Below are 26,104 nucleotides of genomic sequence, written 5' to 3'. Positions count from 1 at the left end.
TTAGTTCATCCACACCGTCGCTGATATCGCAGGCAATGTCAAAATGCCATCCGCTAGTTGCCCGTGACCTTCTTTGCATTGCCATTGCGCAACATTGAGCAATGGCGACGCGGGTAGCACCACTTCGCACGCCTGACCACGGTTAATCGCCACCAGCACACGCTGCTGATTTAGCACGCGGACAAACATCACCACGTTATCTTCCGCGTACAACACCTGACAGCCACCACGACGCAGTGCCTGGCTCTTCTTACGCAGCACAATCATTCGCTGGTACAGCGAAAATAGCTCTGTATCCTGTTTTTCTGCCTGCCACGGGAACGGCTTACGGCAAAATGGATCGTTATTGCCCTCCAGCCCCACTTCATCACCGTAATAAATGCACGGTACGCCAGGCCAGGTGAACAGCCAGACCACCGCCAGTGGCAGGCGCGCAACATCCCGACCGAGCAGCGTTTTAAATCGCGCAGTATCGTGGCTGTCGAGCTGATTAAACATGCGCAATTGCTGTTGATGAGAAAGCCCTGCGCGGTAATTATCCATCCAGACCATACAGGTTTGGGCATCAATTTGCTGCGGATCGTAAGAGATGTCAGTATTGGCGAGAAATCCCCACAACGGGAAGGTAAAGCCGCGATAGTTCATGGCGGCATCTTCCACATCGGCCTGTAGCCATTGCCGTGCATCGCCAAAATGTTCGCCGACTATATACACTTCCGGTTGGGTTTCTTTCGCGGCTTCAGTGATCCCGGCAACATGCTGCAAATTATTGCGCGCCCCACCCGCTTCCCCCAGCATATGCACCACATCCAGCCGCCAGCCATCCATATTCCACGGCGCTTTCAGCCAGTGGCGAACAATGCTGTCTTCCCCGCGATAAATTTCATTTACCAGACTTTCCGACTGATAATCCAGCTTCGGCAGGCTGACATAACCCAGCCAGTCGAGCGCCGTGCCATCATCACTAAATGAGTACCAGTCGCGCCGGGGCGATTCGGGGTTATGACAAGCTCCCCCCGTGCCACGATGATGTCTGTCAAACCAGGCATGGGAATCACCACTGTGGTTAAACACGCCGTCCAGCACCAGCCGCATTCCCAGCTGCTGCGTATTGTGTCGCAAACGCAGCAACGCCCCATCACCACCAAACTGCGGATCAACATGACGATAATCCTCAGTATCATATTTATGTACGCTGGGGGCTTTAAACACCGGATTAAGATACAGCGCCGTCACGCCGAGCTTTTTCAGATACGGCAGTTTTTCGCTGATACCGTCCAGATCGCCGCCATAGAACGTTGATCCGCCCGCCTGCGCCGTGACCGGTTCATCCCAGTCACGCAATATGATCTCTTGTCCGGCTGCGTGATGGTAATAGACATGATCCTGTTCAGCTTCGCGAGGAAGACTACGGGCAAAACGATCAGGGAAGATCTGATAAAAAATCTGATCTGCCGCCCATTGTGGGCCGATATCCGGTACATCGACGGCAAACTGCTCCAGTCGTGCTGGCGGCATTCGGCTGAAGCCCTGCGGTGTAAACCAACGCTGGCAATCGTGCCACAGCAGTTTGAAGCTATAGCGCCGCCGGGGTTGTCCGGTAGAGAGATCGATCGCCGCCCGCCATGCGGTGACACCAGGCTGCGGCTGACTGCGCTGCTTATACATCGGTATTGATGTTTCTTCGTTATCGTGTTCTGTACGCAGCACAATGCGCTGCGGCGGGTCTTCTCCTGTCAGCCACAGTGTAATAAGCAGTTGATCTTTGCTTTGTTTAACAAATGGGGGCACCGGCAGGTGCCATGCATTTAACATCATAATTCCCCTGTGATGAAAATCTGATCACCTTGCCATAGCCTAATGCAGGATCACTCATCATCTGAAGGATATTTGGGGGAGGAGGACGGGGGAGGATAACTTTCGGAATAGCCGGTTCAGGATTTCCTCCTGAACCGGCTTACAGAACGCAAGGATTAGTGGTTTTCAGCAAGCTGACGATCGCGGAGACGCTTAAACATCCAGCCAATCAACAACACAACAATCCACGCGAAACCAACGTACAGCGAGATGCGCGTATCCGGATGATAACCAATCAAGCCGATAATAAAGAGCAGGAAAATCAAACCGCCAATAGTCGTTGCTACCCCACCCGGCACTTTAAACTTCAGTGCCTTAACTTCTTCTGGCGGCAAACGGCGACGGAAGGCGATTTGCGACAGCAGGATCATAATCCACACCCATACCGTGGCGAAGGTTGCCAGCGAAGCGATCACCAGGAAGACGTTTTCCGGCATGATGTAGTTCAGATACACCGCAAACAGCAGCGCAGTGGTCATCACCAACACCGTGACCCACGGAATACCGCGACGCGAGGTTTTGCTGAAAATTTTCGGTGCGCTGCCCTGCTCTGCCATACCGTGGAGCATACGGCCTACGCCAAATACGTCACTATTAATAGCCGACAGCGAGGCGGTCAGCACAACAAAGTTAAGAATGCTGGCGGCAAAGGTAATGCCCATATGCTGGAACGTCAGCACAAACGGGCTACCGGCAGTGCCGACCTGATTCCACGGATAGATAGACATAATGACGAACAATGTACCAACATAGAACACCAGAATACGCATCGGCACAGAGTTAATCGCACGCGGAATCGATTTCTCCGGATCTTTCGCTTCCCCGGCGGTAATACCGATAATTTCGATCCCACCGTAAGCAAACATCACCATTTGCAACGACATCACCATGCCAAGCCAGCCGTTACTGAAGAAGCCGCCGTTGCTCCACAGGTTATGAATACCGGTCGGTTGCCCGCCGTTGCCAATCCCCCAGATGATGATGCCGAAACCGGCGACAATCATGATGATAATGGTGGCGACTTTAAAGAACGAGAACCAGAACTCCAGCTCACCGAATACCTTTACGCTCATCAGGTTTACGGCGCAGATGATCAACACTACGCTCAATACCCAAATCCAGTGCGGCACCGTCGGGAACCAGACGCCCATATAGATACCAAAAGCGGTCACATCGGCAATGGCGACAATAAGGATTTCAAAGCAGTAGGTCCAGCCGGTGATATAACCAGCCAGCGGGCCGAGGTTTTCCTGCGCATAACGTGAGAAAGAGCTGGCGGCTGGGTTATGTACCGACATTTCCCCCAACGCGCGCATAATGATATACGCCGCAACACCACCGATAATATAGGCCAACAACACGCTTGGACCGGCCATTTTGATGGCATCAGCCGAACCGTAAAACAACCCGGTACCAATTGCTGAACCCAGTGCCATAAAGCGTATGTGTCGGGTACTTAGCCCACGCTTTAGCTTGTTCTTACTTTCCATTAATTCCTAACCCATCAACACAATAAAAAACCACGGGGCATAGCAGCCCCGTGGTTAAAACAAATGTTCAGTGATTTAGTGAGCGCTGGAGGTCACCTGACGACCTGCCGCGCGATCCCAGATAATGGCCAGAATCACCATCACCACTGTTGGCATTAACCACGCCAGACCTTGTTCGGCCAGCGGTAAACGCTGCGCCCAGGACGGTAAGATATCGCTGAATGCAGATGCTTTGATCCCGTCGAGAATACCAAAAAGCAGGCTGATAAACATCGGTGGAGCAATCACGCGGGACGAATTATGCCACCATGAGCGCGTAAAACTTAATACAACCAGTGCGATACACGGTGGATAAATGGCAGTCAGCACCGGTACGGAAATCTGAATCAGCTGGCTCAAGCCGAGGTTAGATACCACCATCGAGAAGCCGCCGAGGATAAACACCAGCGCACGATAAGAGAGCGGCACGTACTGGGCGAAGAATTCTGCACAAGCACAGGTCAGGCCAACCGCTGTGACCAGGCAGGCGATGAAGATTAACGCCGCCAGCAGGAAGCTACCGCCGCCGCCAAAGGTGTGCTGAACGTAAGCATGCAGAATAGCGGCACCGTTTGCAGACTGATCGACCAGCGACGCGCTGTCTGAGCCCAGACGGAACAGCGCCAGGTACAGCAGAGTCAGACCGACACCCGCCATCAGGCCAGCCCAGATGGCATAACGGGTCAGCAGACGCGCTTCGGTAACGCCACGAGAACGTGCCGCATTAACAATAACGATACCAAACACCATTGCGCCCAGCGTATCCATGGTCAGATAGCCGTTAACGAAGCCGTTTGAAAATGCGGCGTTTTGATAGGCCTCAGTCGCCGTGCTGATAGAACCCGCGGGCCAGACAATTGCCGCAACAGACAGGATGACCAGCGCGATAATTTTCAGCGGTGCCAGGAAGTTACCGACAGTATCCAGCAGCTTGCCCGGATAGAGCGAAACCAGAATGACGATAGCGAAATAGACCAGGCTGTAGATAAACAGCGGCAGTGCAGAATCACCTGTCAGTGGCGCAATCCCCACTTCAAAGGAAACGGTGGCTGTACGCGGCGTAGCGAACAGTGGCCCCACCGCAAGGTAACAAACCGTTGCCAGCAGTACGCCAGCGACTTTACCGATTGGCGAGCTGAGGCTGTCAACACCGCCGCCAACTTTTGCCAGCGCCACCACGGTTAATACCGGCAGGCCAACGGCAGTAATGAGGAAGCCGAATGCCGCAGTCCAGACGTGTTCGCCCGCCTGCAAGCCGACCATAGGAGGGAAAATAATGTTACCTGCGCCGACGAACAACGCAAATGTCATAAAGCCCAGAGCGATGATATCGCGCGATCTTAATTGATGGGTCATAAATCATACTGCCTGTGGATGTGGTGTTATAACGTTAAATTTTTGTGCCAATCCCTGGGGATGATACAGCGGTATATTTAAACAATGTTAGCGGGAAATACTCCCCACCAGGCACGGCGAAGAATAGTTTTGCGATTTACCGCGTGAATGCAGTCAGTATGACAGCATCTAAAGCGCAATTTAAACGCTTATAACGTTTTAAAGCAAGGAGGGATCTAAAAACCAGAGGTATATAGCGATAAGAAAACATCATCCAGTATAAAACACTATTATCGTAAAAAAGACATGGCTAATCATGCGAACAAAAAACCACCAATCATTGTAAAATTCAGCGTCCGTTTTTTGACTGCAAAGAAAAAAAGCCAGTGTTAGCTGGCCTCAGATTGTTGACAAAGTGCGCTTTGTTCATGCCGGATGCGGCGTGAACGCCTTATCCGGCCTACAAAACATGCAATTTCAATAGATTACAGTGATTACGTAGGCCTGATAAGCGTAGCGCATCAGGCAATTTTGCGTTGTTCATGCCGGATGCGGCGTGAACGCCTTATCCGGCCTACAAAACATGCAGTTTCAATAGATTGCAGAGATTACGTAGGCCTGATAAGCGTAGCGCATCAGGCAATTTTGTGTTGTTCATGCCGGATGCGGCGTGAACGCCTTATCCGGCCTACAAAACATGCAATTTCAATAGATTACAGTGATTACGTAGGCCTGATAAGCGTAGCGCATCAGGCAATTTGGCGTTGTTCTTGCCGGATGCGGCGTGAACGCCTTATCCGGCCTACAAAACGTGCAATTTCAATAGATTACAGTGATTTCGTAGGCCTGATAAGCGTAGCGCATCAGGCAATTTGGCGTTGCTCATGCCGGATGCGGCGTGAACGCCTTATCCGGCCTACAAAACATGCAATTTCAATAGATTGCAGTGATTACGTAGGCCTGATAAGCGTAGCGCATCAGGCAATTTGGCGTTGTTCTTGCCGGATGCGGCGTGAACGCCTTATCCGGCCTACAAAACATGCAATTTCAATAGATTGCAGTGATTACGTAGGCCTGATAAGCGTAGCGCATCAGGCAATTTGGCGTTTGTCATCATTCTCAACCCCGTGTTAGCTGGCTTGTGGCAATAAAAAATGACAAAGGCGAATTAATCGCTATTTTTGGCAATTAAACGTTCCGGCAGAACAAAACTGAAACGTGTACCTTTACCCACCGTACTCTCAATATGCAGGCGACTTTCGTGGTGATTCACCGCATGTTTCACGATCGCTAACCCCAATCCGCTACCGCCGGTTTGTCGGGAACGCGCTTTATCAACGCGATAAAAACGCTCGGTCAGGCGCGGTATATGCTCCAGTGCGATGCCCGGTCCGTTATCTTCAACGCTAAATTCAGCACCGTGCGACACTCGCTGCCAGCGTACGGTGATATGCGTACCTTCCGGCGTATGATTCACGGCGTTATAAACCAGGTTCGAAATTGCGCTGCGAAGTTGGTCTTCGTTGCCAGACACCTTGAGGCCATTATCTATTTCAAAGGTAAATGTCTGTTTGTGTTGGCTCAGAGTCAGGGCTTCACGCTCAACGACCCGCAGCATCATCGGCACATCAACCTTTTCATTGAGCAACTGCGTCGGTGCGGCTTCTATTTTCGACAGCGTAAGCAACTGCTTCACCAGCCCTTCCATTCGCTGGGTCTGCTCGCGCATGGTGTGTAACGCTTTTTCACGTACCGCGCCTTCCAGCGGTTGCTCATCCATCACCTCCAGGTAACCCTGTAACACTGTCAACGGTGTACGTAACTCATGGCTCACGTTGGCAAAAAAGTTACGCCGCGCCCCTTCCAGTTGATGCATTTGCGTGACATCACGCGCCACCATCAGCAACTGTTTATGGGTATAAGGCATGACGCGAATTTCCAGATGCCGCCCGGTGTTGAGCACCAGATTGAGCGGGCGAGAAAAATCACGCGTTTTCAGATATTGCGTAAACTCCGGGTAACGCAGCAGGTTAAGAATGTTCTGCCCGTTATCTTCCGGCCAGCGCAAACCAAGAATTTGTTGCGCCAGACCGTTACACCAGAAAATACCGCCCTCTTCCGTGGTCAGCACTACCGCATCGGGCAGCGACTCCGCGCCGCTACGAAAGCGTTTAATCAGATTGCCCAGTTCACGGCGGCGTTTTTTATTTCTCAGCTGCATCTGATGTAAGCCGTATAGCAGCGGTTCCCAGCTACCGCGCCCCGGTGGCGGGGTCATACTGCGAGCCACCCACAGCCACCATGAAAGGCGCAATAAATTCCAGAAATGCCAGATAAGCAGTCCCGTTACCGATGCCAGCAAAAACCAGGGCAGGTAACCCAAAAATGCACCCAGGATGAAAGCCGGGAGGCAGCAAAGTAGCAGCTCCAGCACCAGCCTTTTCCACGACAGCCGTTCCAGCACGTAAAATACTCCAGTTAAGAAATCATAAGCCCTGCTCTACGTCCGATGAGCAAGGCGTTAAAAGCGGGTTGAAAAACGATATCCTGTACCGCGCACGGTCTGCACCATGCGGTCATGACCGCCTGGCTCCAGTGCTTTACGCAGGCGACGAATGTGGACATCGACCGTGCGGTCCTCCACATACACGTTGGTTCCCCAGACGTGGTTTAACAGCTGCTCGCGGCTGTATACGCGCTCAGGATGTGTCATAAAAAAGTGCAGCAGTTTAAATTCTGTCGGCCCCATCTCCAGCGGCGCGTCGCCCGCCATCACCCGATGAGAAGTCGGGTCGAGACTTAGCCCCTGCATCTCAATCACCTCTTCCACCGCCATTGGCGAAATACGGCGCATTACCGCTTTGATTCGCGCCACCAGCTCCTTCGGCGAAAACGGCTTGGTGATATAGTCATCCGCACCAGTTTCAAGGCCGCGCACGCGATCTTCTTCTTCCCCTCTGGCGGTCAGCATCACCACAGGAATATCCCGGGTCATCGACTCGCGCTTGAGGTGTTTGATGAACTGGATACCGGAGCCGCCAGGTAACATCCAGTCAAGGAGAATTAAATCCGGCCAGGGTTCATTCAGTTGATTCACAGCACTGTCATAATCTTCCGCTTCGATCGGCTGAAAGCCATTTTGTTCGAGCACGAAGCAGACCATTTCGCGAATTGGAGCTTCATCTTCTACGACCAGAATACGTCTCGCCATGATTTGCCCTGTTGTAATAAATAGGTTGCGATCATTAATGCGACGTCATTATGCGTCAGATTTATGACAGATTTATGAAAAGCACGTCGCACATATCTTCAGGTTATTGATTTCCGTGGCGCAGAAAGAAGCCAATGGCACATCTGTTTGGGTATAATCGTGCTCATGCTTTTTCGCCAGGGAACCGTTATGCGCATCCTTCACACCTCAGACTGGCATCTCGGCCAGAATTTCTACAGTAAAAGCCGCGAAGCTGAACACCAGGCTTTTCTTGACTGGTTGCTGGAGACAGCACAAGCCCACCAGGTGGATGCGATTATTGTTGCCGGTGATGTTTTCGATACCGGCTCCCCCCCCAGTTACGCCCGCACGTTATACAACCGTTTTGTTGTCAATTTACAGCAAACTGGCTGTCATCTGGTGGTACTGGCAGGAAACCATGATTCGGTCGCCACGCTGAATGAATCACGAGATATCATGGCGTTCCTCAATACTACCGTGGTTGCCAGCGCCGGACATGCGCCACAAATCTTGCCTCGTCGCGACGGGACGCCAGGCGCAGTGCTGTGCCCCATTCCTTTTTTACGCCCGCGTGACATTATTACCAGCCAGGCTGGGCTTAACGGCATTGAAAAACAACAGCATTTGCTGGCAGCTATTACTGATTATTATCAACAACACTATGCCGATGCCTGCAAGCTGCGCGGCGCTCACCCTCTGCCCATCATCGCCACGGGGCATTTAACGACCGTGGGTGCCAGTAAAAGTGACGCCGTGCGTGACATTTATATTGGCACGCTGGACGCGTTTCCGGCACAAAACTTTCCACTGGCCGACTACATCGCGCTCGGGCATATTCACCGTGCGCAGATTATTGGTGGCATGGAACATGTTCGCTATTGCGGTTCCCCCATTCCATTGAGTTTTGATGAATGCGGTAAGAGTAAATATGTCCATCTGGTGACATTTTCAAACGGCAAATTAGAGAGCGTGGAAAACCTGAACGTACCGGTAACGCAACCCATGGCGGTACTGAAAGGCGATCTGGCGTCAATTACCGAACAGTTGGAGCAGTGGCGTGATGTATCACAGGAGCCACCTGTCTGGTTGGATATCGAAATCACTAGTGATGAGTATCTTCATGATATTCAGCGCAAAATCCAGGCATTAACCGAATCACTGCCTGTCGAAGTATTGCTGGTACGCCGGAGTCGTGAACAGCGCGAGCGTGTGTTAACCAGCCAACAGCGTGAAACCCTCAGCGAACTTAGCGTCGAAGAGGTGTTTAATCGCCGTCTGGCACTGGAAGAACTTGATGAATCGCAGCAGCAACGTCTGCAACATCTTTTCGCCACGACATTGCATACCCTCGCCGGAGAACACGAAGCATGAAAATTCTCAGCCTGCGCCTGAAAAACCTGAACTCATTAAAAGGCGAATGGAAGATTGATTTCACCCGCGAGCCGTTCGCCAGCAACGGGCTGTTTGCGATTACCGGCCCAACCGGCGCGGGGAAAACCACCTTGCTGGACGCCATTTGTCTGGCGCTGTATCACGAAACTCCACGTCTCTCCAACGTTTCGCAATCGCAAAATGATCTCATGACCCGCGATACCGCCGAATGTCTGGCAGAGGTGGAATTTGAAGTGAAAGGTGAAGCGTATCGCGCGTTCTGGAGCCAGAATCGGGCGCGTAACCAGCCTAACGGTAATTTGCAGGTGCCGCGCGTAGAGCTGGCGCGCTGCGCAGACGGCAAAATTCTCGCCGACAAAGTGAAAGATAAGCTGGAACTGACGGCGACGTTAACCGGACTGGATTATGGGCGTTTCACCCGTTCGATGCTGCTTTCGCAGGGGCAATTTGCTGCCTTCCTCAATGCAAAACCCAAAGAACGCGCGGAATTGCTCGAGGAGTTAACTGGCACCGAAATTTACGGGCAAATCTCCACGATGGTCTTTGAGCAGCACAAATCGGCCCGCACTGAGCTGGAGAAGCTGCAAGCACAGGCCAGTGGCGTCGCGTTACTCGCGCCAGAACATGTACAATCGCTGACAGAAAGTTTGCAGGTACTCACTGACGAAGAGAAACGGTTACTTGCCGCGCAGCAGCGAGAACAACAATCGCTAAACTGGTTAACGCGTCTGGACGAGTTGCAGCAAGAAGACAGCCGTCGTCATCAGGCATTGCAACAGGCGTTAGCCGAAGAAGAAAAAGTACAACCTCAACTGGCGGCGCTCAGTCTGGCACAACCAGCACGAAATCTTCGCCCGCACTGGGAACGCATCGCAGAACACACTGCGGCGCTGGCGCATACTCGTCAGCAGATTGAAGAAGTAAATACTCGCTTACAGAGCACAATGGCGCTTCGCGCAAGTATTCGCCACCACGCGGCGAAGCAGTCGACAGAATTACAGCAGCAACAACAAAGCCTGAACGCCTGGTTACAAGAACACGACCGCTTCCGTCAGTGGAACAACGAACTGGCGGGTTGGCGTGTACAGTTCTCCCAACAAACCAGCGATCGCGGGCATCTGCGGCAATGGCAGAAACAGTTAACCCACGCCGAGCAAAAACGTAATACGCTTCCGGCAATCTCGTTGACGTTAACCGCCGATGAAGTTGCTACCGCCCTGGCGCAACATGCTGAGCAACGCCCACTGCGTCAGCGCCTGGTCGCGCTGCATGGGCAGATTGTTCCCCAACAAAAACGTCTGGCGCAGTTACAGGTCGCTATCCAGAATGTCAGTCTGGAACAGACGCAACGTAATGCCGCACTTAGCGAAATGCGCCAGCGTTATAAAGAAAAAGCGCAACAGCTTGCCGATGTTAAAACCATATGCGAGCAGGAAGCGCGCATCAAAACGCTGGAAGCCCAACGGGCGCAGTTACAGGCAGGTCTGCCTTGTCCACTTTGTGGTTCCACCAGCCACCCGGCTGTCGAGGCGTATAAAGCGCTGGAACCGGGGATTAATCAGTCCCGCTTACTGGCGCTGGAAAAGGAAGTGAAACTGCTCGGCGAAGAAGTCGCGGCGCTGCGTGGGCAACTGGATGCATTAACAAAGCAGCTTCAGCGCGATGAAAACGAAGCGCAAAGCCTCCGACAAGATGAGCAAGCACTTACTCAACAATGGCAAGCCGTCACAGCCAGCCTCAATATCACCTTGCTACCGCAGGACGATATTCAGCCATGGCTTGATGCACAAGATGAGCATGAACGCCAGCTGCGGTTACTCAGCCAACGGCATGAATTACAAGGGCAAATAGCCGCACATCATCAGCAAATAACCCAGTATCAACAGCAAATTGAACAACGTCAGCAGCAACTCTCTGCGGCATTAGCGAGTTACTCACTGACCTTGCCACAAGAAAATGAAGAAGAGAGCTGGTTGGCGACACGTCAGCAAGAAGCACAGCGCTGGCAGCAACAGCAGAACGAATTAACCGAGCTGCAAAAACGTATTCAGCAACTGATGCCGATTCTGGAAACGTTGCCGCAAAGTGATGAACTCACTCACAGCGAAGAAACTGTGGCGCTGGAAAACTGGCGACAAATTCATGAGCAATGCCTCGCGTTACAAAGCCAGCAGCAGACGTTACGGCAGCAGGACGTTCTGGCGGCGCAAAATCTGCAAAAAGCCCAGGCGCAGTTTGACACCGCGCTAGAGGCCAGCATCTTTGACGATCAGCAGGCGTTCCTTGCGGCGCTAATGGATGAACAAACACTAACGCAACTGGAACAGCTCAAGCAGAATCTGGAAAACCAGCGCCGTCAGGCGCAAACGCTGGCCACTCAGACAACAGAAACGCTGGCACAGCATCAGCAACACCGACCTGACGGGTTGGAGCTCACTGTGACGGTGGAGCAGATTCAGCAAGAGTTAGCGCAAACTCACCAAAAGTTGCGTGAAAACACCACAAGTCAGGGCGAGATTCGCCAGCAGCTGAAGCAGGATGCAGACAATCGCCAGCAACAACAAACCTTAATCCAGCAAATTGCTCAAATGACGCAACAGGTTGATGACTGGGGATATCTTAATTCGCTAATAGGTTCCAAAGAGGGCGATAAATTCCGCAAGTTCGCCCAGGGGCTGACGCTGGATAATTTAGTCCATCTCGCTAATCAGCAACTTACCCGATTGCACGGGCGCTATCTGTTACAGCGCAAAGCCAGCGAGGCGCTGGAAGTCGAGGTTGTTGATACCTGGCAGGCAGATGCAGTACGCGACACCCGTACCCTTTCCGGCGGCGAAAGTTTTCTCGTCAGTCTGGCGCTGGCACTGGCGCTTTCAGATCTGGTCAGCCATAAAACGCGTATTGACTCGCTGTTCCTCGATGAAGGGTTCGGCACGCTGGATAGCGAAACGCTGGATACTGCCCTTGATGCGCTGGATGCCCTGAACGCCAGTGGCAAAACCATCGGTGTGATTAGCCACGTTGAAGCGATGAAAGAGCGTATTCCGGTGCAGATTAAAGTCAAAAAGATCAACGGACTGGGCTACAGCAAACTGGAAAGCGCGTTTGCGGTGAAATAACTATTCAGCAGGATAATGAATACAGAGGGGCGAATTATCTCTTGGCCTCGCTGGTCGTTATCCTGCAAGCTATCACTTTATTGGCTACGATGATTCGTAGCTGCTCTGTTGGTTGTGATGGTGGTATGAAGAAAGTCATTTTATCTTTGGCTCTGGGCACGTTTGGTCTGGGGATGGCCGAATTTGGCATTATGGGCGTGCTCACGGAGCTGGCGCATAACGTAGGAATTTCGATTCCTGCAGCCGGGCATATGATCTCGTATTATGCGCTGGGGGTGGTGATCGGTGCGCCAATCATCGCACTCTTTTCCAGCCGCTACTCGCTCAAACATATTTTATTGTTTCTGGTGGCATTGTGCGTCATTGGCAACGCCATGTTCACGCTCTCTTCGTCTTACCTGATGCTCGCCATTGGCCGCCTGGTTTCTGGCTTTCCACATGGCGCATTTTTTGGCGTCGGGGCGATCGTGTTATCGAAAATTATCAAACCCGGCAAAGTCACCGCCGCCGTGGCGGGCATGGTTTCCGGGATGACAGTCGCCAATTTGCTGGGCATTCCGCTGGGAACGTATTTAAGTCAGGAATTTAGCTGGCGCTACACCTTTTTGTTGATCGCTGTTTTTAATATTGCGGTGATGGCATCGGTCTATTTTTGGGTACCGGATATTCACGACAGGGCGAAAGGAAAATTGCGCGAACAATTTCACTTTTTGCGCAGCCCGGCCCCGTGGTTAATTTTCGCTGCCACGATGTTTGGCAACGCAGGTGTATTTGCCTGGTTCAGCTACGTAAAACCATACATGATGTTTATTTCCGGTTTTTCGGAAACGGCGATGACCTTTATTATGATGTTAGTTGGGCTTGGGATGGTGCTGGGTAATGTGCTAAGTGGCCGGATGTCAGGACGTTATTCCCCCCTGCGTATTGCGGCAGCGACTGACTTTATAATTGTTCTGGCATTGCTGATGCTCTTTTTCTTCGGCGGCATGAAAATAACGTCGCTTATTTTTTCGTTTATTTGTTGCGCGGGATTATTTGCCCTTTCAGCACCGTTGCAAATATTGTTACTGCAAAATGCCAAAGGTGACGAGTTATTAGGTGCCGCTGGTGGGCAAATAGCGTTTAATCTCGGTAGCGCCGTCGGCGCATATTGCGGTGGTATGATGCTGACGCTGGGACTGGCATATAATTACGTGGCTCTGCCTGCCGCCCTGCTCTCATTTGCTGCGATGTCGTCGCTGCTGTTGTATGGTCGCTATAAGCGCCAGCAAGCGGCAGATAGTCCGGTGCAGGTAAAACCACTGGGGTAGGTTACAGTCACGGTACACGTTACTTGTTGCCGGATGCGGCGCGAACATCTTATCCGGCCTACGAGGCTGCTCATTTTGTAGGCCTGATAAGACGCGCCAAGCGTCGCATCAGGCATCAGGCATCAGGCATCAGGCATCAGGCATCAGGCATGATGCACCAATTGCCGACATTTTTTACTCTTGTGGCCATAACCACGCGGCGCCGCGTACACCACTGGAATCACCGTGCTTCGCCTTACGCACCGGCGTTTCACATTCGCCGCCGAAGACAAATTGTTTAATCAACTGCGGAACCGTTTGATATAAACGGTCTACATTGCTCATCCCGCCCCCCAGGACAATCACATCTGGATCGAGAATATTCACCACATGCGCCAGCGATTTTGCCAACCGCAGCTCGTAGCGACGCAATGCCAGCTCCGCTAACGGATCGCTTTCTTCAACCAGGCGAATAATTTCACTGCCTTTCAGCGCATGCCCGCTCAAACGACGAAAATCCGTCGCGAATCCCGTACCCGAAATAAAGGTTTCAATACAGCCTTGTTTGCCGCAATAACAAGGGACTTCCTCGCGATAACGCAGTTCATCTTCGTCCATCCACGGTAACGGATTATGTCCCCACTCGCCTGCTGTGCCGTTGCCGCCGATATGCGCCCGCCCATTGAATGCCACGCCCGCGCCACATCCCGTGCCGATAATCACGGCAAATACCGTCTGCGCCCCTGCGGCGGCGCCATCTACCGCTTCCGAAACCGCCAGACAGTTGGCGTCATTTGCCAACCGTACTTCCCGCTGCAACCGCGCGCTTAAGTCTTTATCGAATGGCTGACCGTTAAGCCAGGTCGAATTGGCGTTTTTCACCACGCCGGTGTAGGGCGAAATCGAGCCAGGAATGCCCATGCCTACCGTTCCGCGCTGCCCTGTCGCCTGCTCTGCCATATCAACCAATGTGGCGATCGTTTCAATAGTCTGCCGGTAATCATCACGCGGCGTGGGCAGACGATGACGGTACAACTGCTCCCCTGCATCGCCCAGTGCAATCACTTCAGTTTTGGTGCCGCCTAAATCGATACCTATACGCACGGTTCTCTCCTTATTTTTTTCAATATCAATAGCGTAGAGACGGACAACCGGATTGGCAATGCAAGGCCACCGACAATTCGTTATCATGCCCGCTAAATTTAACGACAAGGCCGTGGAAATTATCATGCTGTGGTTCAAAAATTTAATGATTTACCGTCTTAGCCGCGAAATTTCGCTGCGTGCTGAAGAGCTGGAAAAACAGCTATCCTCGATGGTATTTACCCCATGCGGCAGCCAGGACATGGCGAAGATGGGCTGGGTTCCTCCGATGGGATCGCACAGCGATGCGTTAACGCACGTTGCCAATGGTCAAATTGTTATCTGCGCACGCAAAGAAGAAAAAATCCTCCCGTCTCCGGTGATTAAACAGGCGCTGGAAGCGAAAATCGCCAAACTGGAAGCGGAACAGGCGCGTAAGCTGAAGAAAACCGAAAAAGATTCGCTGAAAGATGAAGTGCTGCACTCCCTGCTGCCGCGTGCTTTCAGCCGTTTTAGTCAGACAATGATGTGGCTCGACACGGTTAACGGTTTGATTATGGTGGACTGTGCCAGCGCTAAAAAAGCGGAAGATACGCTGGCACTGCTGCGTAAAAGCCTGGGGTCGTTACCGGTTGTGCCATTGAACATGGAAAACCCGATTGAACAGACGCTGACCGAATGGGTACGCTCCGGTAGCGCGGCACAGGGCTTCCAATTGCTTGATGAAGCCGAGCTAAAATCGCTGCTGGAAGATGGTGGCGTGATCCGCGCGAAGAAACAAGATCTGACCAGCGAAGAGATCACCAATCACATCGAAGCCGGAAAAGTGGTGACTAAACTGGCGCTCGACTGGCAGCAGCGCATTCAGTTTGTGATGTGCGACGATGGTTCGCTCAAGCGTCTGAAGTTCTGCGACGAATTGCACGATCAAAACGAAGATATCGACCGTGAAGATTTCGCCCAGCGTTTTGATGCCGATTTCATCCTGATGACCGGTGAACTGGCAGCGTTAATTCAAAACCTGATCGAAGGATTAGGTGGCGAAGCACAACGTTAATTGCTGATTTACCTTTAATGCCGGATGCGACGCCTGACGCGTCTTATCCGGCCTACGAAGCACATCATTATTCACTACGGCGGGCAATAATTTTTAGCGCAGCGATATTATGCGTTTTACGCCGTAACTGATCTAATCGTCTCATCCCTATTCGCCTGTCAGCAGCACGCAGAATATTCACTAACCCCCATTTATCGCTGGTAAATTGTTTTGTTAACAGCTCTGCTTTTGGAGTATCAATATATTCACGCAATAAATCTGAAATTGAACAAATATCCGTCAGGTATGGATACCAGCAAGTTTCACCGTGAAAATTACGCACTCCACCGTTACCTGCAATAAAGTCTTTCGGGTAATCCCAGATCACGTTTCTATCCAACGTGATCCAATAACGCGGTAAATCGGTGCTTCCACCATTTTGGCTGCGCATGGGATAACGGGTACAGTGAATTTGCAGGTTGATCGTTGGCGTCAGTATGTCATAGATCTCCCGTTGTAACTTGCTCCATGGGCGTTGTGTCATTGTTTTTCCTCAAGCCGGTGACGCGCTTCACTGCGAATTTTCCGCGTTGCCCCTGTTTTCACTAAATCACGTAACAGCGAAAGATCGGGTTGATCGACAAATAAGAGTAATGATGGATCCTCTTTTAACCACGTCGTTTTCACATCGGCAGCCAACTGTGGATTATTAATAACCAACGCCCGATCCTGAGCCTCAGTCAATGTCGTTAACAAAGACGCCGGGGTATGTGCGTTGCGCAATGCCGTTTGGCGCAAATGATCATTGCGACTTTGCAGCAATGCACGCCACCATTCATCATCTGATTTATCTTTTATCGTAGCCAGTTCCGCAACAATATCTGGAGATCTTCGCTGATATTTATATCAACCTTGATGAATAATGAATATATCGGAAATCGAAAAAATCGCAGCAGAGGAAATATTATTATGGGTGAAAAAGAGGATATTTCAGAAAAGTGCCCTCCCGTTCAAGGGGAAGGCGAGGAATTACAGATAGCGGCACAGATAGGAGGTGGATTCGGCAACTTGCAGATGAAACTCGCTGTGACCAGGAACATTAAACACCGAACCGGCTTCGAACACTTGCCAGTCGGTCGCGTCAGGCAGTAACACATTCAGCGCACCACTGATTACCGTCATCTCTTCCGGTTCAGCGGTGCTGAAGGTGTATTCGCCTTCAACCATAACACCTACGCTGGCGCGGCCAGTGCTACTGCTGGAAAAGCCGATTGATTTCACTTTGCCGGAAAAGTACTCATTACTTTGAAGCATAAACTGGCCCTGTCTGGTAGTTGAACATCTACTTCACTATAGGGGCCAATAGCGTTGGCTGTCACGCAAAATTACACCAGTAATTCCGCAGCCAGCCGTGCAATCAATACGTTAGAGAGCAAGACAGGAACATTGAGCTGTTTTTGCAGTAAATCGCGATGACGCTGGTTAAATCCCAAACAATCCAGCATGATGACATCTGCGCCTTTTGCCAATAATTCTTTCCCGGCATCAATGATTTTTTGCTCCGAATCATGAACGGGGTTACCCAATGAAAATATCGGCGGTTTCTGCAAAATTTGCCATTTTTGCGCCTGAATGGTCAGCAACTCCTCAACCGGTACGATAATCCCCACCTGATGATCTTCAACAATAGTGGAAACCAGCGGTGGCAATATTCGCGACGGCTCAAGAAAGATCGTATTACGCGCAGTCATACTACTAATGTTTGCCGTACTCATTAATATAATGACGTCGTAGCCTTGATTATCGAGTACTTCAACCACACCTCGCAGGTCACGCTCCACTTTGCGACGCGAAACGAGGGCCAGCTGATTGTCATTTAATAATGTGAGAATGGTATCTTCACCTGCTTCTGGCGCGTACTCCGCCATCACTTCTTCGCGGCTTAACTTCCCCAGCAGGCTATGATGAGAAATATTATCTTCGTCAATGTATTCTGTCAGGAGCGGCAAAACTTCCTGCATAGGTACAATGCCGATGGTCAGGATCGCCAACGACGCACTCATTCTTCTTCCACCTTACTTTTATTTCGTCGTTAATTACCGGGCAAGTGTTAAACACCGCTACTGACACTTACTTGTGCTACAAATGACAAAAAGCGTAGCAGCAGACGTACACGACATAGTGTAAAGATTACAAATGATTCCAGTAATGGATTGTTATTGTTTAATATTCTAATTATTTGAAAAACATGAATTGTGAAAAATGTGACACAGATCCCTTGTCGTGGCACTCAGAGTCCCTTCCGAGCAGTCTGATGCGGTCACTCTTTGTCAGGATCCTCATAGCGTTTTTTCGCATCCATCGCTTCCTGAGCGGTCGGATGTTCACTGATCAACGAGTCTGGTTTAGGATGATCGGCTCTGAGTTGGTACCAGGTTACCGTCTGTCCTGGCTTTCCTTTTTCAATCGTCACTATATATGCTTCACGAGGATAAGGCGGTTTCGTTGGCATCGTTCTTCCTTATTTTACGGGATGAACGTTAAGTATAGGCGCTCGAAAATCAACAATGGATCGTCTGTGCCAGGACGCTGCAAATTTCAGAAACCACCTGGCTGGGTTCGTTTGTTGCGTCGATGATAATATGCGCAACTTCGCGATATAACGCATCGCGTTCTTCCAGCACTTCCTGAACTTCTTCGCTCAGCGGTTTTCCCGTTAAGGTAGGCCGTAAATCTTCTTCCGGTGCAGCTTGCAGGCGATTAACCAGGACCGATACAGGCGCACACAAATAAACCACGATCCCGTTATTTCGCATGAAGTGACGATTAAATTCCGTCAGAATAATGCCGCCACCTGTAGCGATAACGGTGGATGGCGCAGTTACCGCTTCCAGTGCCGCCGTTTCTCTGGCGCGAAATCCCGCCCACTCTTCCCTTTCGACGATCTCCGCGACCGTCATATTGAGCTGTGATTGCAGCCACTGGTCGGTATCGACAAACCGGCGGTTAAGCGAATCGGCAAGGGCCATTCCGACCGTTGTTTTACCACAGCCCCGAGGCCCAATCAGAAAAAGAGGTTGTGTCATCGTGGGTTTTCCCCAATAGGTCGCAATGCGGCGAAAGCCGGTGTCATGAGAATATCGATCATACCATCAAACTAGTACAATCTCGATTGTAAAGAGAAAATTCCACTCAAAGTGCAAATTTCAATACATTCCTTACTATACCAAGAAACATTCAAGAATGAAGTGTAAATAATAAATTACATTCCCCCGTAACTACGTTGCGCGTCCAGCCACCACTTCTCCAGCTCTGCGGCAAAGGCCTGGCGGTCACGTTGTGAAAGACTATCTGGCCCTCCGGTCTGGATCCCACTGGCGCGTAAGGTATCCATAAAATCACGCATGGTCAGGCGCTCACGAATGGTCGCTGGCGTGTAACGTTCGCCGCGCGGATTAAGCGCCGCCGCGCCTTTCTCGATGGCTTCAGCCGCCAAAGGAATATCTGCGGTGATAACCAAATCGCCCGCTTCACACTGCCGGACAATTTCGTTATCAGCAACGTCGAAACCTGCCGCGACGCGCAGCGTACGAATAAATCGCGACGGCGGCACGCGTAAACTCTGGTTTGCTACCAGTACCAGCGGCATCTGCATACGTTCAGCCGCGCGATACAAAATCTCTTTAATTACATTGGGACACGCGTCGGCATCCACCCAAATTGTCATAAAATCATCCTTTGTTGGGTAATCTTCTATTGTGTCGCGCTTTTGCCTTCCGGCATAGTTCTGTTTATGCTTCTGCCAGCAATTATCAAAACAATGAATTTCACGGCAGGAGTGAGGCAATGGAAAAGAAAATCGGTTTTATTGGCTGCGGCAATATGGGAAAAGCCATTCTCGGCGGTCTGATTGCCAGCGGTCAGGTACTTCCAGGGCAAATCTGGGTGTATACCCCCTCCCCGGATAAAGTCGCTGCACTGCATGACCAATTCGGCATCAACGCCGCAGAATCGGCGCAGGAAGTGGCGCAAATCGCCGACATCATTTTTGCCGCCGTTAAACCTGGCATCATGATTAAAGTGCTTAGCGAAATCACCTCCAGCCTGAATAAAGACTCTCTGGTCGTTTCTATTGCGGCGGGCGTCACGCTCGACCAGCTTGCCCGCGCGCTGGGCCATGACCGGAAAATTATCCGCGCCATGCCGAACACTCCCGCGCTGGTTAATGCCGGGATGACCTCTGTAACACCAAACGCCCTGGTGACCCCAGAAGATACCGCTGATGTGCTGAATATTTTCCGCTGCTTTGGCGAAGCGGAAGTGATTGCCGAGGCGATGATCCACCCGGTCGTCGGCGTGAGCGGTTCTTCGCCAGCCTACGTCTTTATGTTTATCGAAGCGATGGCCGACGCCGCCGTGCTGGGCGGGATGCCACGCGCCCAGGCGTATAAATTTGCCGCTCAGGCGGTAATGGGTTCCGCAAAAATGGTGCTGGAAACGGGAGAACACCCGGGGACACTGAAAGATATGGTCTGCTCACCAGGGGGCACTACTATCGAGGCGGTACGCGTACTGGAAGAGAAAGGCTTCCGTGCCGCAGTGATCGAAGCGATGACGAAGTGTATGGAAAAATCAGAAAAACTCAGCAAATCCTGATGACTTTCGCCGGACGTCAGGCCGCCACTTCGGTGCGGTTACGTCCGGTTTTCTTTGCTTTGTAAAGCGCCAAATCTGCTGACTTCAACCACTCTCGATAATGACTCATTTGTGGGTTCAGCGGCGCGCCCCCCACACTAATCCGTAATATCACCTGCGGCGTATTCGGCAGGCGTAACGTATTTAATCCTTCATGCACCCGTAACATGGCGGTAATGGCGCTCTCTGCTGGCGTACCAGACATGATCACCGCAAACTCATCGCCGCCAAACCGACCAATCACATCGCTACCGCGCAGGGTAATTTGTAACTGTCGGGTAAGCGCAACAATCGCTTCATCGCCCACATCATGGCCCCAGGTATCGTTGATGCTCTTAAAATGGTCGATATCGATAATCAGTAACGTCGCATCGCGGTTATGTCGCCGACAGTTATCAAATTCATTGCGTAACATTGTTTCCCAATGACGTCGGTTATACACCCCCGTCATGCCGTCGCGGGTACTCATGACCTGCAATCTGCGTTTATGTTCTGCCAGTTTGGTCGCCGTCTGGTAGCTGACCCAGCCAAACAGCAGAGGATAAATGACGATAACAGGAAGGGAGAGCCACCATTCCAACGGCGCACTATTGAACGACACGGTGATGCCCGTCAGCTTGAGAGTGACAAGACAGGAAACCACCATCAACACCAGACCCGCAACAAACAGACGGGGGCCGCCTGCCCCCATCAAATTCAGACACATAATCATCAACATCGCGGTGGAAGGCAGCACATTTACGCCCATAACGCCTACCCACATTCCCGCTAATACTGCATCGGTTTTTAAATTGTAAATTTCCCGGCTAAGCGGATCGACAGCCCTGCTCGCTATCTGCCAGGCTAAATGCGGCCAGACGAACGCCCAGCCGACCAGCACCAGCCACCACCAGCCCGGCGGCGGGTGCGAAACCAACGTTGACGCAATCGGTAAGAACATGCCAGCCAGACCAACCGCGCGGGGTAGTCTGACGCGACGGGCGAAGCGCAGCCCGGACCGCTGATGTTCGTTTTGAGGAGTTAAAGGAGGTTCCTCCCCATGTGCCGCCGCTTTTTTGAAAAAGTTTTCATCATTCATTATTTTTGGGAACATTCAGAAACAATTTTCCCAAATTATAGAGACGGGGCTAAAGGCAGAAGTATGAAATTTCGGGTGAGCCATTTTCATCGCTCACCCGTTAGCACTATCAGATATCAGGCGGCTTTCTTGAGGCAGGCACTCATAAACTTATTACGATCATCACCTTTCAGAGATTGTTGCGTTGCTTGATTATTGCATTCACGCATCTTTTGCTGCTGTGGCGTCAAACTTTTTTCACCAGGCGCAGACTTGCTGTTCTTCAGACAATCTCTCATGTAGGTCTTACGAGCATCCCCTTTCAACGCCTGCGCCGTCGCCTGCTGATTACAGGAGGTCATACGCTGTTGTTGCGGGGTTAAGGCCCTCTCGGCAGCGCCGACGGTGGTTAAAAAAACCAGGCCGAAAAGCAAGGTAACCAGTAATGTTATTTTCATAGCACCATCCCTCTTCATCTTTTAACCATGAGCGTTTGCGCCCGTGATCTGCCATTAAGTCTGGTTGCTAACAGCAAAAAAACCACCCGACAGCGAAAATTCACCGCCGGGCGAGGTTTTATTTCAGCCCCAGCGCGTCTTTCATGGTGTAGAAAAGATCGGTCTGGTCGGTCAGTCCAACGACATTGGCGGCATGCGGGCCATACGCCGCAATACGCAACTGACTGCCGGTATGTTCTTGTGAATCCTCTTCGGAGTTCCCGTAGCTCATCACCATCACCGCACCATCTTTGGTATTTAGCGCCTGGGTAAGGCCCGGAGCTTTGGTATCCGGCGCAACAATCTGGCTGGCGTGGGCGTGGTCAGCGGTAACGATGACCAACGTGTTACCATCCTTTTTAGCGAATTCCAGCGCCCGTTGTACGGCTTCATCGAGATCGACCGTCTCACCAATTTGCCCACAAGGATTCGCAGCGTGATCCTGCTTATCAATTGACGCACCTTCAACTTGCAGGAAAAAACCTTTCTCATTTTTACTCAACAGTTCAATGGCTTTGTCGGTCATCTGCGCCAGGGTCGGTACGCTGTCATTACGTTGGGGATTAGGCGTACAGGTAACAGCGGGCTTATCGATATTGCCGTGGTACGTTGCTTTCGGTCCTTGCCAGCGCACTGGCATATTGCCGTCAGCGAACAGGCCAAGCAGGGGTTTTTGCTGGTTCGCTTCCGTCACCGCATTTAGCGAGGCGGCATCGTTCACTAACTGATAACCACGCGCCTGCGCCTGTTCACGCAGCGTTTTTCCCTGCCATTCACCGGCGGTTGCCGTTTCAGCAAAGGTTTTTGCGCCGCCGCCAAGCGTAACATCGGCACGGGCGTTAAGCAGCTGTTCGGTAATCGATCCTTTTCCACCTTTTTCCAAAGCGTTACCCGGACATTTTTCACTGGTCACGCTCGGACCGTAGCATTTGCGCGAAGTCACATGCGCCACCAGCGCGGCAGGCGTGGCATCCTGCAACTCTGCGGTAGAAACGTTACCGGTCGCCAGTCCTGCGGCTTTTGCCATTTCCAGAATCGTTGGGTGATCTTTCTCGTGAATATCGACGCCCAGCGCGCCATTATAGGTTTTGACACCGGTTGACCAGGCGGTTGCTGATGCAGCCGAGTCGGTGACATAGTCCGGTTTACCGGTTTTTTTATTCAGCGCATAGTGCGTATATTGCCCGGTAAGCGGTAAAGCATCGATACCTTTAAAAAAGCCGCCCGCACCTTCGGCATAATTGCGTGCGGCAGTAATTTCCGAGTCCCCCATCCCATCGCCAATCAGCAAAATAATATTTTTTGCAGGTTTATCGCTAAGAGAATCACGCAGAGCGGCGCTCTGATCACCCGTTAAGCGGCGAGCACCGCCAGGTGCAGTAATATCGCCCTGAGCAGCCCGGTTTTCCAGAATAGGCATTTCTGGTGTCCGGGCTTTTGTCACAGGGGTAAACAGTAACGGTAAGAGTGCCAGTGCAATAGTGCTTTGTTTCACTTTATTTTCTCCATGTACAAATACATTAAAAAATAAAAACAAAGCGACTATAAGTCTCGGCCATGACAGCTTTATGACAGTTGTTGAAAAGATTAACTTTTTACTGACGAGGATGCCTCAATAACTTCTTTACGTAATCGCGCAGCAGCTCCGTATCGTCGTCAGGAATGCTGGCGTCGAGCTTTACCTCGTACAGCGCCCCTTCTACCTGATCAATCAACCGCTGTTGGTCATTTTGTGCCATATTGCGAAGCATTGCCGTGACGATAATCTCCAAAGCTTCTACCTGCGTGCACAATTCTTTCGACTCTTCTTCTTTTTGGGCAAGCTTAAATAACAACTCCGCAATGAGATTTTTCATGTCTGTATTTCCTTATCCAAAGTATGGAGAAGTTAACATTATGTTTCACAACTTCATAGTGTCTGGAAGTATTATTTTTATGACAAAGGAAATACTTTGCACAAATATTTTTTTATTTGGCTACCAGCGAAACGTTTCTCTTATTTAAAAAGTTACCCACATAAAATACAGGCCTTTAATTATCAACTTTTATTATAAGTAAAAGTTATGAAATATATTCTCTTCGCTAACTTATCATTAAGAGAAAAAACTCACTGCATAGCCATTTAAACCAGGAATAAATTCGCCTCCCGTTCATCATTTTTGTGATCTTGCGCACATCATTGAGATAACGCACTTTCTTCACCAGTACGTTGCACGCTTTGTCAGCAGAAGATTGCAACATTCTGTCAGAAGGCCGCGAATCCCCCGTTTTGTCGTGGTAATGTATGCACTTTGTGTTAGACGGGATAGGTTTTCAAGATGGAAAAACTGCGGGTAGGAATCGTTTTTGGTGGTAAATCAGCGGAACATGAAGTGTCTCTGCAATCGGCAAAAAACATTGTCGATGCCATTGATAAAAGTCGCTTCGACGTTGTACTGCTGGGCATTGATAAACAAGGGCAATGGCACGTCAGCGATGCCAGCAATTATCTGCTAAATGCAGACGATCCTGCCCATATTGCATTGCGCCCTTCGGCGACCAGTCTTGCGCAGGTGCCAGGTAAACATGAGCATCAACTTATCGACGCGCAAAACGGTCAACCGTTGCCGACGGTGGATGTCATTTTCCCGATTGTCCACGGTACGCTGGGCGAAGATGGTTCCTTGCAGGGAATGCTGCGGGTCGCCAATTTACCCTTTGTAGGTTCTGATGTTCTGGCTTCAGCGGCCTGTATGGATAAAGATGTCACCAAACGTCTGCTGCGCGATGCCGGGCTGAACATTGCGCCATTTATTACCCTGACGCGCACTAATCGTCACAACATCAGTTTTGCCGAAGTGGAGTCTAAACTGGGGTTACCGCTGTTTGTAAAACCTGCTAATCAGGGGTCTTCTGTTGGTGTCAGCAAAGTAACCAATGAAGAACAATTCGCAATTGCCGTCGATCTGGCGTTCGAGTTCGATCATAAAGTGATCGTTGAGCAAGGGATCAAAGGTCGTGAGATCGAATGCGCAGTTCTTGGCAACGACAATCCGCAAGCCTGCACCTGTGGCGAGATCGTACTAACCAGCGATTTCTATGCCTACGACACCAAGTACATTGACGAAGATGGCGCGAAAGTGGTGGTTCCGGCAGCCATTGCACCAGAAATCAACGATAAGATCCGGGCGATTGCCGTTCAGGCTTATCAAACGTTGGGATGCGCAGGCATGGCGCGTGTAGACGTTTTTTTAACTCCAGAGAACGAAGTGGTGATCAACGAGATCAACACACTGCCTGGCTTCACCAACATCAGTATGTATCCGAAGCTGTGGCAAGCCAGTGGTCTGGGTTACACCGACCTGATCACGCGTTTGATTGAACTGGCGCTGGAGCGTCACGCTGCGGATAACGCATTGAAAACCACAATGTAATTTTTAGATGCCCAATAACTTTTATTGGGCATTTAAGACTGATGGCAAACGTAAGATTGCCTGATGCGCTTTGCTTATCAGGCCTACCAGATAATTGCAGTATACTGATTTTGCATGCTTTTGTTGGCAGGATAAGGCGTTCGCGCCGCATCCGGCAAAAACAACGAGCACTTTGTCAGCCCCCAGAATGCCCACTCCTCTGTTATTGGGCGTTTTCAGTTTCTTCATCGCGACGACGGATAATCAGCCCCGCCAGCCAGAAACTAATCACCCACGTCACCAGACCGACGGCATAGGTCTGCCAACCTTTTGCTTCAAATCCCAGTAAACCCACCACGCCATTAAGAATGAATATAAGACCAATGGCGAACGCATAGTAGTGCCAGTCACGGCGAATTTTTACAGGCAGATTCATGGCAGCTCCGTTAACGAAAAACAACATCCTTGCATATTCTGCAACATCCGTCTGTGGTATACACAACATTTCTGCAACTGTTAATAAATTTAACGTAAGCGCATCATTTAAACCGTCTTTCGCCTCCCTTTCCTGTTTCCGATACTAATGTCCAT

At 50.9% G+C, this 26,104-nt stretch carries 23 protein-coding genes and 2 pseudogenes; 6 read left to right on the top strand and 19 right to left on the bottom strand.

All coding sequences use genetic code 11. The features are described from left to right. The 5 genes from malZ to phoB form a co-directional block, all read right to left on the bottom strand. On the bottom strand, positions 1-1,818 hold the full coding sequence (gene malZ / locus A7090_RS13770) for a maltodextrin glucosidase (protein ID WP_123056954.1): 1,818 nt from the start codon (positions 1,816-1,818) through the stop codon (positions 1-3). A gap of 155 nt (positions 1,819-1,973) precedes the next feature. Continuing rightward, positions 1,974-3,347, bottom strand: coding sequence for a proline-specific permease ProY (proY, locus tag A7090_RS13765; protein WP_105274449.1), 1,374 nt, complete (start codon positions 3,345-3,347; stop codon positions 1,974-1,976). Positions 3,348-3,422: 75 nt separating this feature from the next. Then, a complete protein-coding gene (gene brnQ / locus A7090_RS13760; protein ID WP_105274448.1) occupies positions 3,423-4,742 on the bottom strand; it encodes a branched-chain amino acid transporter carrier protein BrnQ in 1,320 nt (439 codons plus the stop codon). Positions 4,743-5,889: 1,147 nt separating this feature from the next. Continuing rightward, on the bottom strand, positions 5,890-7,185 hold the full coding sequence (phoR, locus tag A7090_RS13755) for a phosphate regulon sensor histidine kinase PhoR (RefSeq protein WP_105274447.1): 1,296 nt from the start codon (positions 7,183-7,185) through the stop codon (positions 5,890-5,892). Positions 7,186-7,242: 57 nt separating this feature from the next. After that, positions 7,243-7,932, bottom strand: a complete 690-nt coding sequence (gene phoB / locus A7090_RS13750; RefSeq protein WP_105274446.1) for a phosphate response regulator transcription factor PhoB — start codon at positions 7,930-7,932, stop codon at positions 7,243-7,245. A 189-nt stretch (positions 7,933-8,121) separates the two neighbouring features. Here phoB and sbcD point away from each other — a divergent pair, with 189 nt between their 5' ends. The 3 genes from sbcD to araJ all read left to right on the top strand — a co-directional run bounded on the left by sbcD (position 8,122) and on the right by araJ (position 13,774). Further along, positions 8,122-9,324, top strand: a complete 1,203-nt coding sequence (gene sbcD, locus A7090_RS13745) for an exonuclease subunit SbcD (RefSeq protein ID WP_105274445.1) — start codon at positions 8,122-8,124, stop codon at positions 9,322-9,324. Then, positions 9,321-12,464 (top strand): exonuclease subunit SbcC, encoded by a 3,144-nt coding sequence (gene sbcC, locus A7090_RS13740; protein ID WP_105274444.1) that lies wholly within the window; start codon positions 9,321-9,323, stop codon positions 12,462-12,464. The genes sbcD and sbcC overlap by 4 nt, the downstream gene beginning before the upstream one ends. 125 nt (positions 12,465-12,589) lie before the next feature. Then, positions 12,590-13,774: an MFS transporter AraJ gene (gene araJ / locus A7090_RS13735; RefSeq protein ID WP_105274458.1), complete on the top strand. Its 1,185-nt coding sequence runs from the start codon at positions 12,590-12,592 to the stop codon at positions 13,772-13,774. 174 nt (positions 13,775-13,948) lie between these two features. Here the strand turns inward: araJ and mak are convergent, their stop codons facing one another. Beyond that, positions 13,949-14,857 carry a fructokinase gene (gene mak, locus A7090_RS13730; RefSeq protein WP_105274443.1) on the bottom strand — a complete coding sequence of 303 codons (909 nt, stop codon included), beginning with the start codon at positions 14,855-14,857 and terminating at the stop codon, positions 13,949-13,951. 124 nt (positions 14,858-14,981) lie between these two features. Between mak and rdgC the strand changes: the two genes are divergently transcribed. Beyond that, complete coding sequence (rdgC, locus tag A7090_RS13725; protein WP_105274457.1) at positions 14,982-15,893, top strand: recombination-associated protein RdgC; 912 nt, start codon at positions 14,982-14,984, stop codon at positions 15,891-15,893. 67 nt (positions 15,894-15,960) lie between these two features. Here rdgC and A7090_RS13720 read toward each other — a convergent pair whose 3' ends face one another. From A7090_RS13720 to A7090_RS13685, 7 genes and pseudogenes are all read right to left on the bottom strand, one after another. After that, entirely contained in the window at positions 15,961-16,416 is a 456-nt protein-coding gene (locus tag A7090_RS13720) for an SF0329 family protein (protein ID WP_105274442.1), read from the bottom strand. Further along, a pseudogene (locus A7090_RS13715) lies at positions 16,413-16,754 on the bottom strand (DUF2773 domain-containing protein); the annotation flags it as partial. The gene A7090_RS13720 and the pseudogene A7090_RS13715, both read right to left, overlap by 4 nt. A gap of 147 nt (positions 16,755-16,901) precedes the next feature. Next, entirely contained in the window at positions 16,902-17,186 is a 285-nt protein-coding gene (gene ppnP / locus A7090_RS13710; protein ID WP_105274441.1) for a pyrimidine/purine nucleoside phosphorylase, read from the bottom strand. Between the two features lie 71 nt (positions 17,187-17,257). Next, on the bottom strand, positions 17,258-17,935 hold the full coding sequence (locus A7090_RS13705) for an AroM family protein (protein ID WP_105274440.1): 678 nt from the start codon (positions 17,933-17,935) through the stop codon (positions 17,258-17,260). A 257-nt stretch (positions 17,936-18,192) separates the two neighbouring features. After that, positions 18,193-18,384: a protein YaiA gene (gene yaiA / locus A7090_RS13695; protein ID WP_001142439.1), complete on the bottom strand. Its 192-nt coding sequence runs from the start codon at positions 18,382-18,384 to the stop codon at positions 18,193-18,195. A 49-nt stretch (positions 18,385-18,433) separates the two neighbouring features. Beyond that, positions 18,434-18,958 carry a shikimate kinase AroL gene (gene aroL / locus A7090_RS13690; protein ID WP_105274438.1) on the bottom strand — a complete coding sequence of 175 codons (525 nt, stop codon included), beginning with the start codon at positions 18,956-18,958 and terminating at the stop codon, positions 18,434-18,436. A gap of 176 nt (positions 18,959-19,134) precedes the next feature. Beyond that, positions 19,135-19,599 (bottom strand): YaiI/YqxD family protein, encoded by a 465-nt coding sequence (locus tag A7090_RS13685; RefSeq protein ID WP_105274437.1) that lies wholly within the window; start codon positions 19,597-19,599, stop codon positions 19,135-19,137. 119 nt (positions 19,600-19,718) lie between these two features. Here A7090_RS13685 and proC point away from each other — a divergent pair, with 119 nt between their 5' ends. Further along, complete coding sequence (proC, locus tag A7090_RS13680) at positions 19,719-20,528, top strand: pyrroline-5-carboxylate reductase (protein ID WP_105274436.1); 810 nt, start codon at positions 19,719-19,721, stop codon at positions 20,526-20,528. 16 nt (positions 20,529-20,544) lie between these two features. Here the strand turns inward: proC and adrA are convergent, their stop codons facing one another. From adrA to A7090_RS26190, 5 genes and pseudogenes are all read right to left on the bottom strand, one after another. After that, positions 20,545-21,660, bottom strand: coding sequence for a diguanylate cyclase AdrA (gene adrA / locus A7090_RS13675; RefSeq protein WP_105274435.1), 1,116 nt, complete (start codon positions 21,658-21,660; stop codon positions 20,545-20,547). Between the two features lie 101 nt (positions 21,661-21,761). Further along, positions 21,762-22,082, bottom strand: coding sequence for a phosphate starvation-inducible protein PsiF (gene psiF, locus A7090_RS13670; RefSeq protein WP_105274434.1), 321 nt, complete (start codon positions 22,080-22,082; stop codon positions 21,762-21,764). A 118-nt stretch (positions 22,083-22,200) separates the two neighbouring features. Further along, the gene (gene phoA / locus A7090_RS13665; protein ID WP_105274433.1) at positions 22,201-23,616 is read right to left on the bottom strand and encodes an alkaline phosphatase; all 1,416 of its coding nucleotides are present in this window, start codon (positions 23,614-23,616) and stop codon (positions 22,201-22,203) included. Positions 23,617-23,716: 100 nt separating this feature from the next. Beyond that, entirely contained in the window at positions 23,717-23,977 is a 261-nt protein-coding gene (gene iraP, locus A7090_RS13660; protein ID WP_105274432.1) for an anti-adapter protein IraP, read from the bottom strand. 182 nt (positions 23,978-24,159) lie between these two features. After that, positions 24,160-24,362, bottom strand: a pseudogene (locus A7090_RS26190) (hypothetical protein). Positions 24,363-24,439: 77 nt separating this feature from the next. Here A7090_RS26190 and ddlA point away from each other — a divergent pair. Then, positions 24,440-25,534 (top strand): D-alanine--D-alanine ligase, encoded by a 1,095-nt coding sequence (ddlA, locus tag A7090_RS13650; RefSeq protein WP_105274430.1) that lies wholly within the window; start codon positions 24,440-24,442, stop codon positions 25,532-25,534. Between the two features lie 202 nt (positions 25,535-25,736). On the opposite strand, the gene A7090_RS13645 is transcribed toward ddlA, so the two are convergent. Continuing rightward, a complete protein-coding gene (locus tag A7090_RS13645) occupies positions 25,737-25,949 on the bottom strand; it encodes a DUF2754 domain-containing protein (protein WP_001295334.1) in 213 nt (70 codons plus the stop codon). Between the last annotated feature and the right edge of the window lie 155 nt (positions 25,950-26,104).

This window comes from Escherichia sp. MOD1-EC7003, from assembly GCF_002965065.1.
Classification (GTDB): domain Bacteria; phylum Pseudomonadota; class Gammaproteobacteria; order Enterobacterales; family Enterobacteriaceae; genus Escherichia.
Note: the sequence above shows the minus strand (reverse complement) of the source record. Positions and strands in the feature narration are given on the sequence as shown.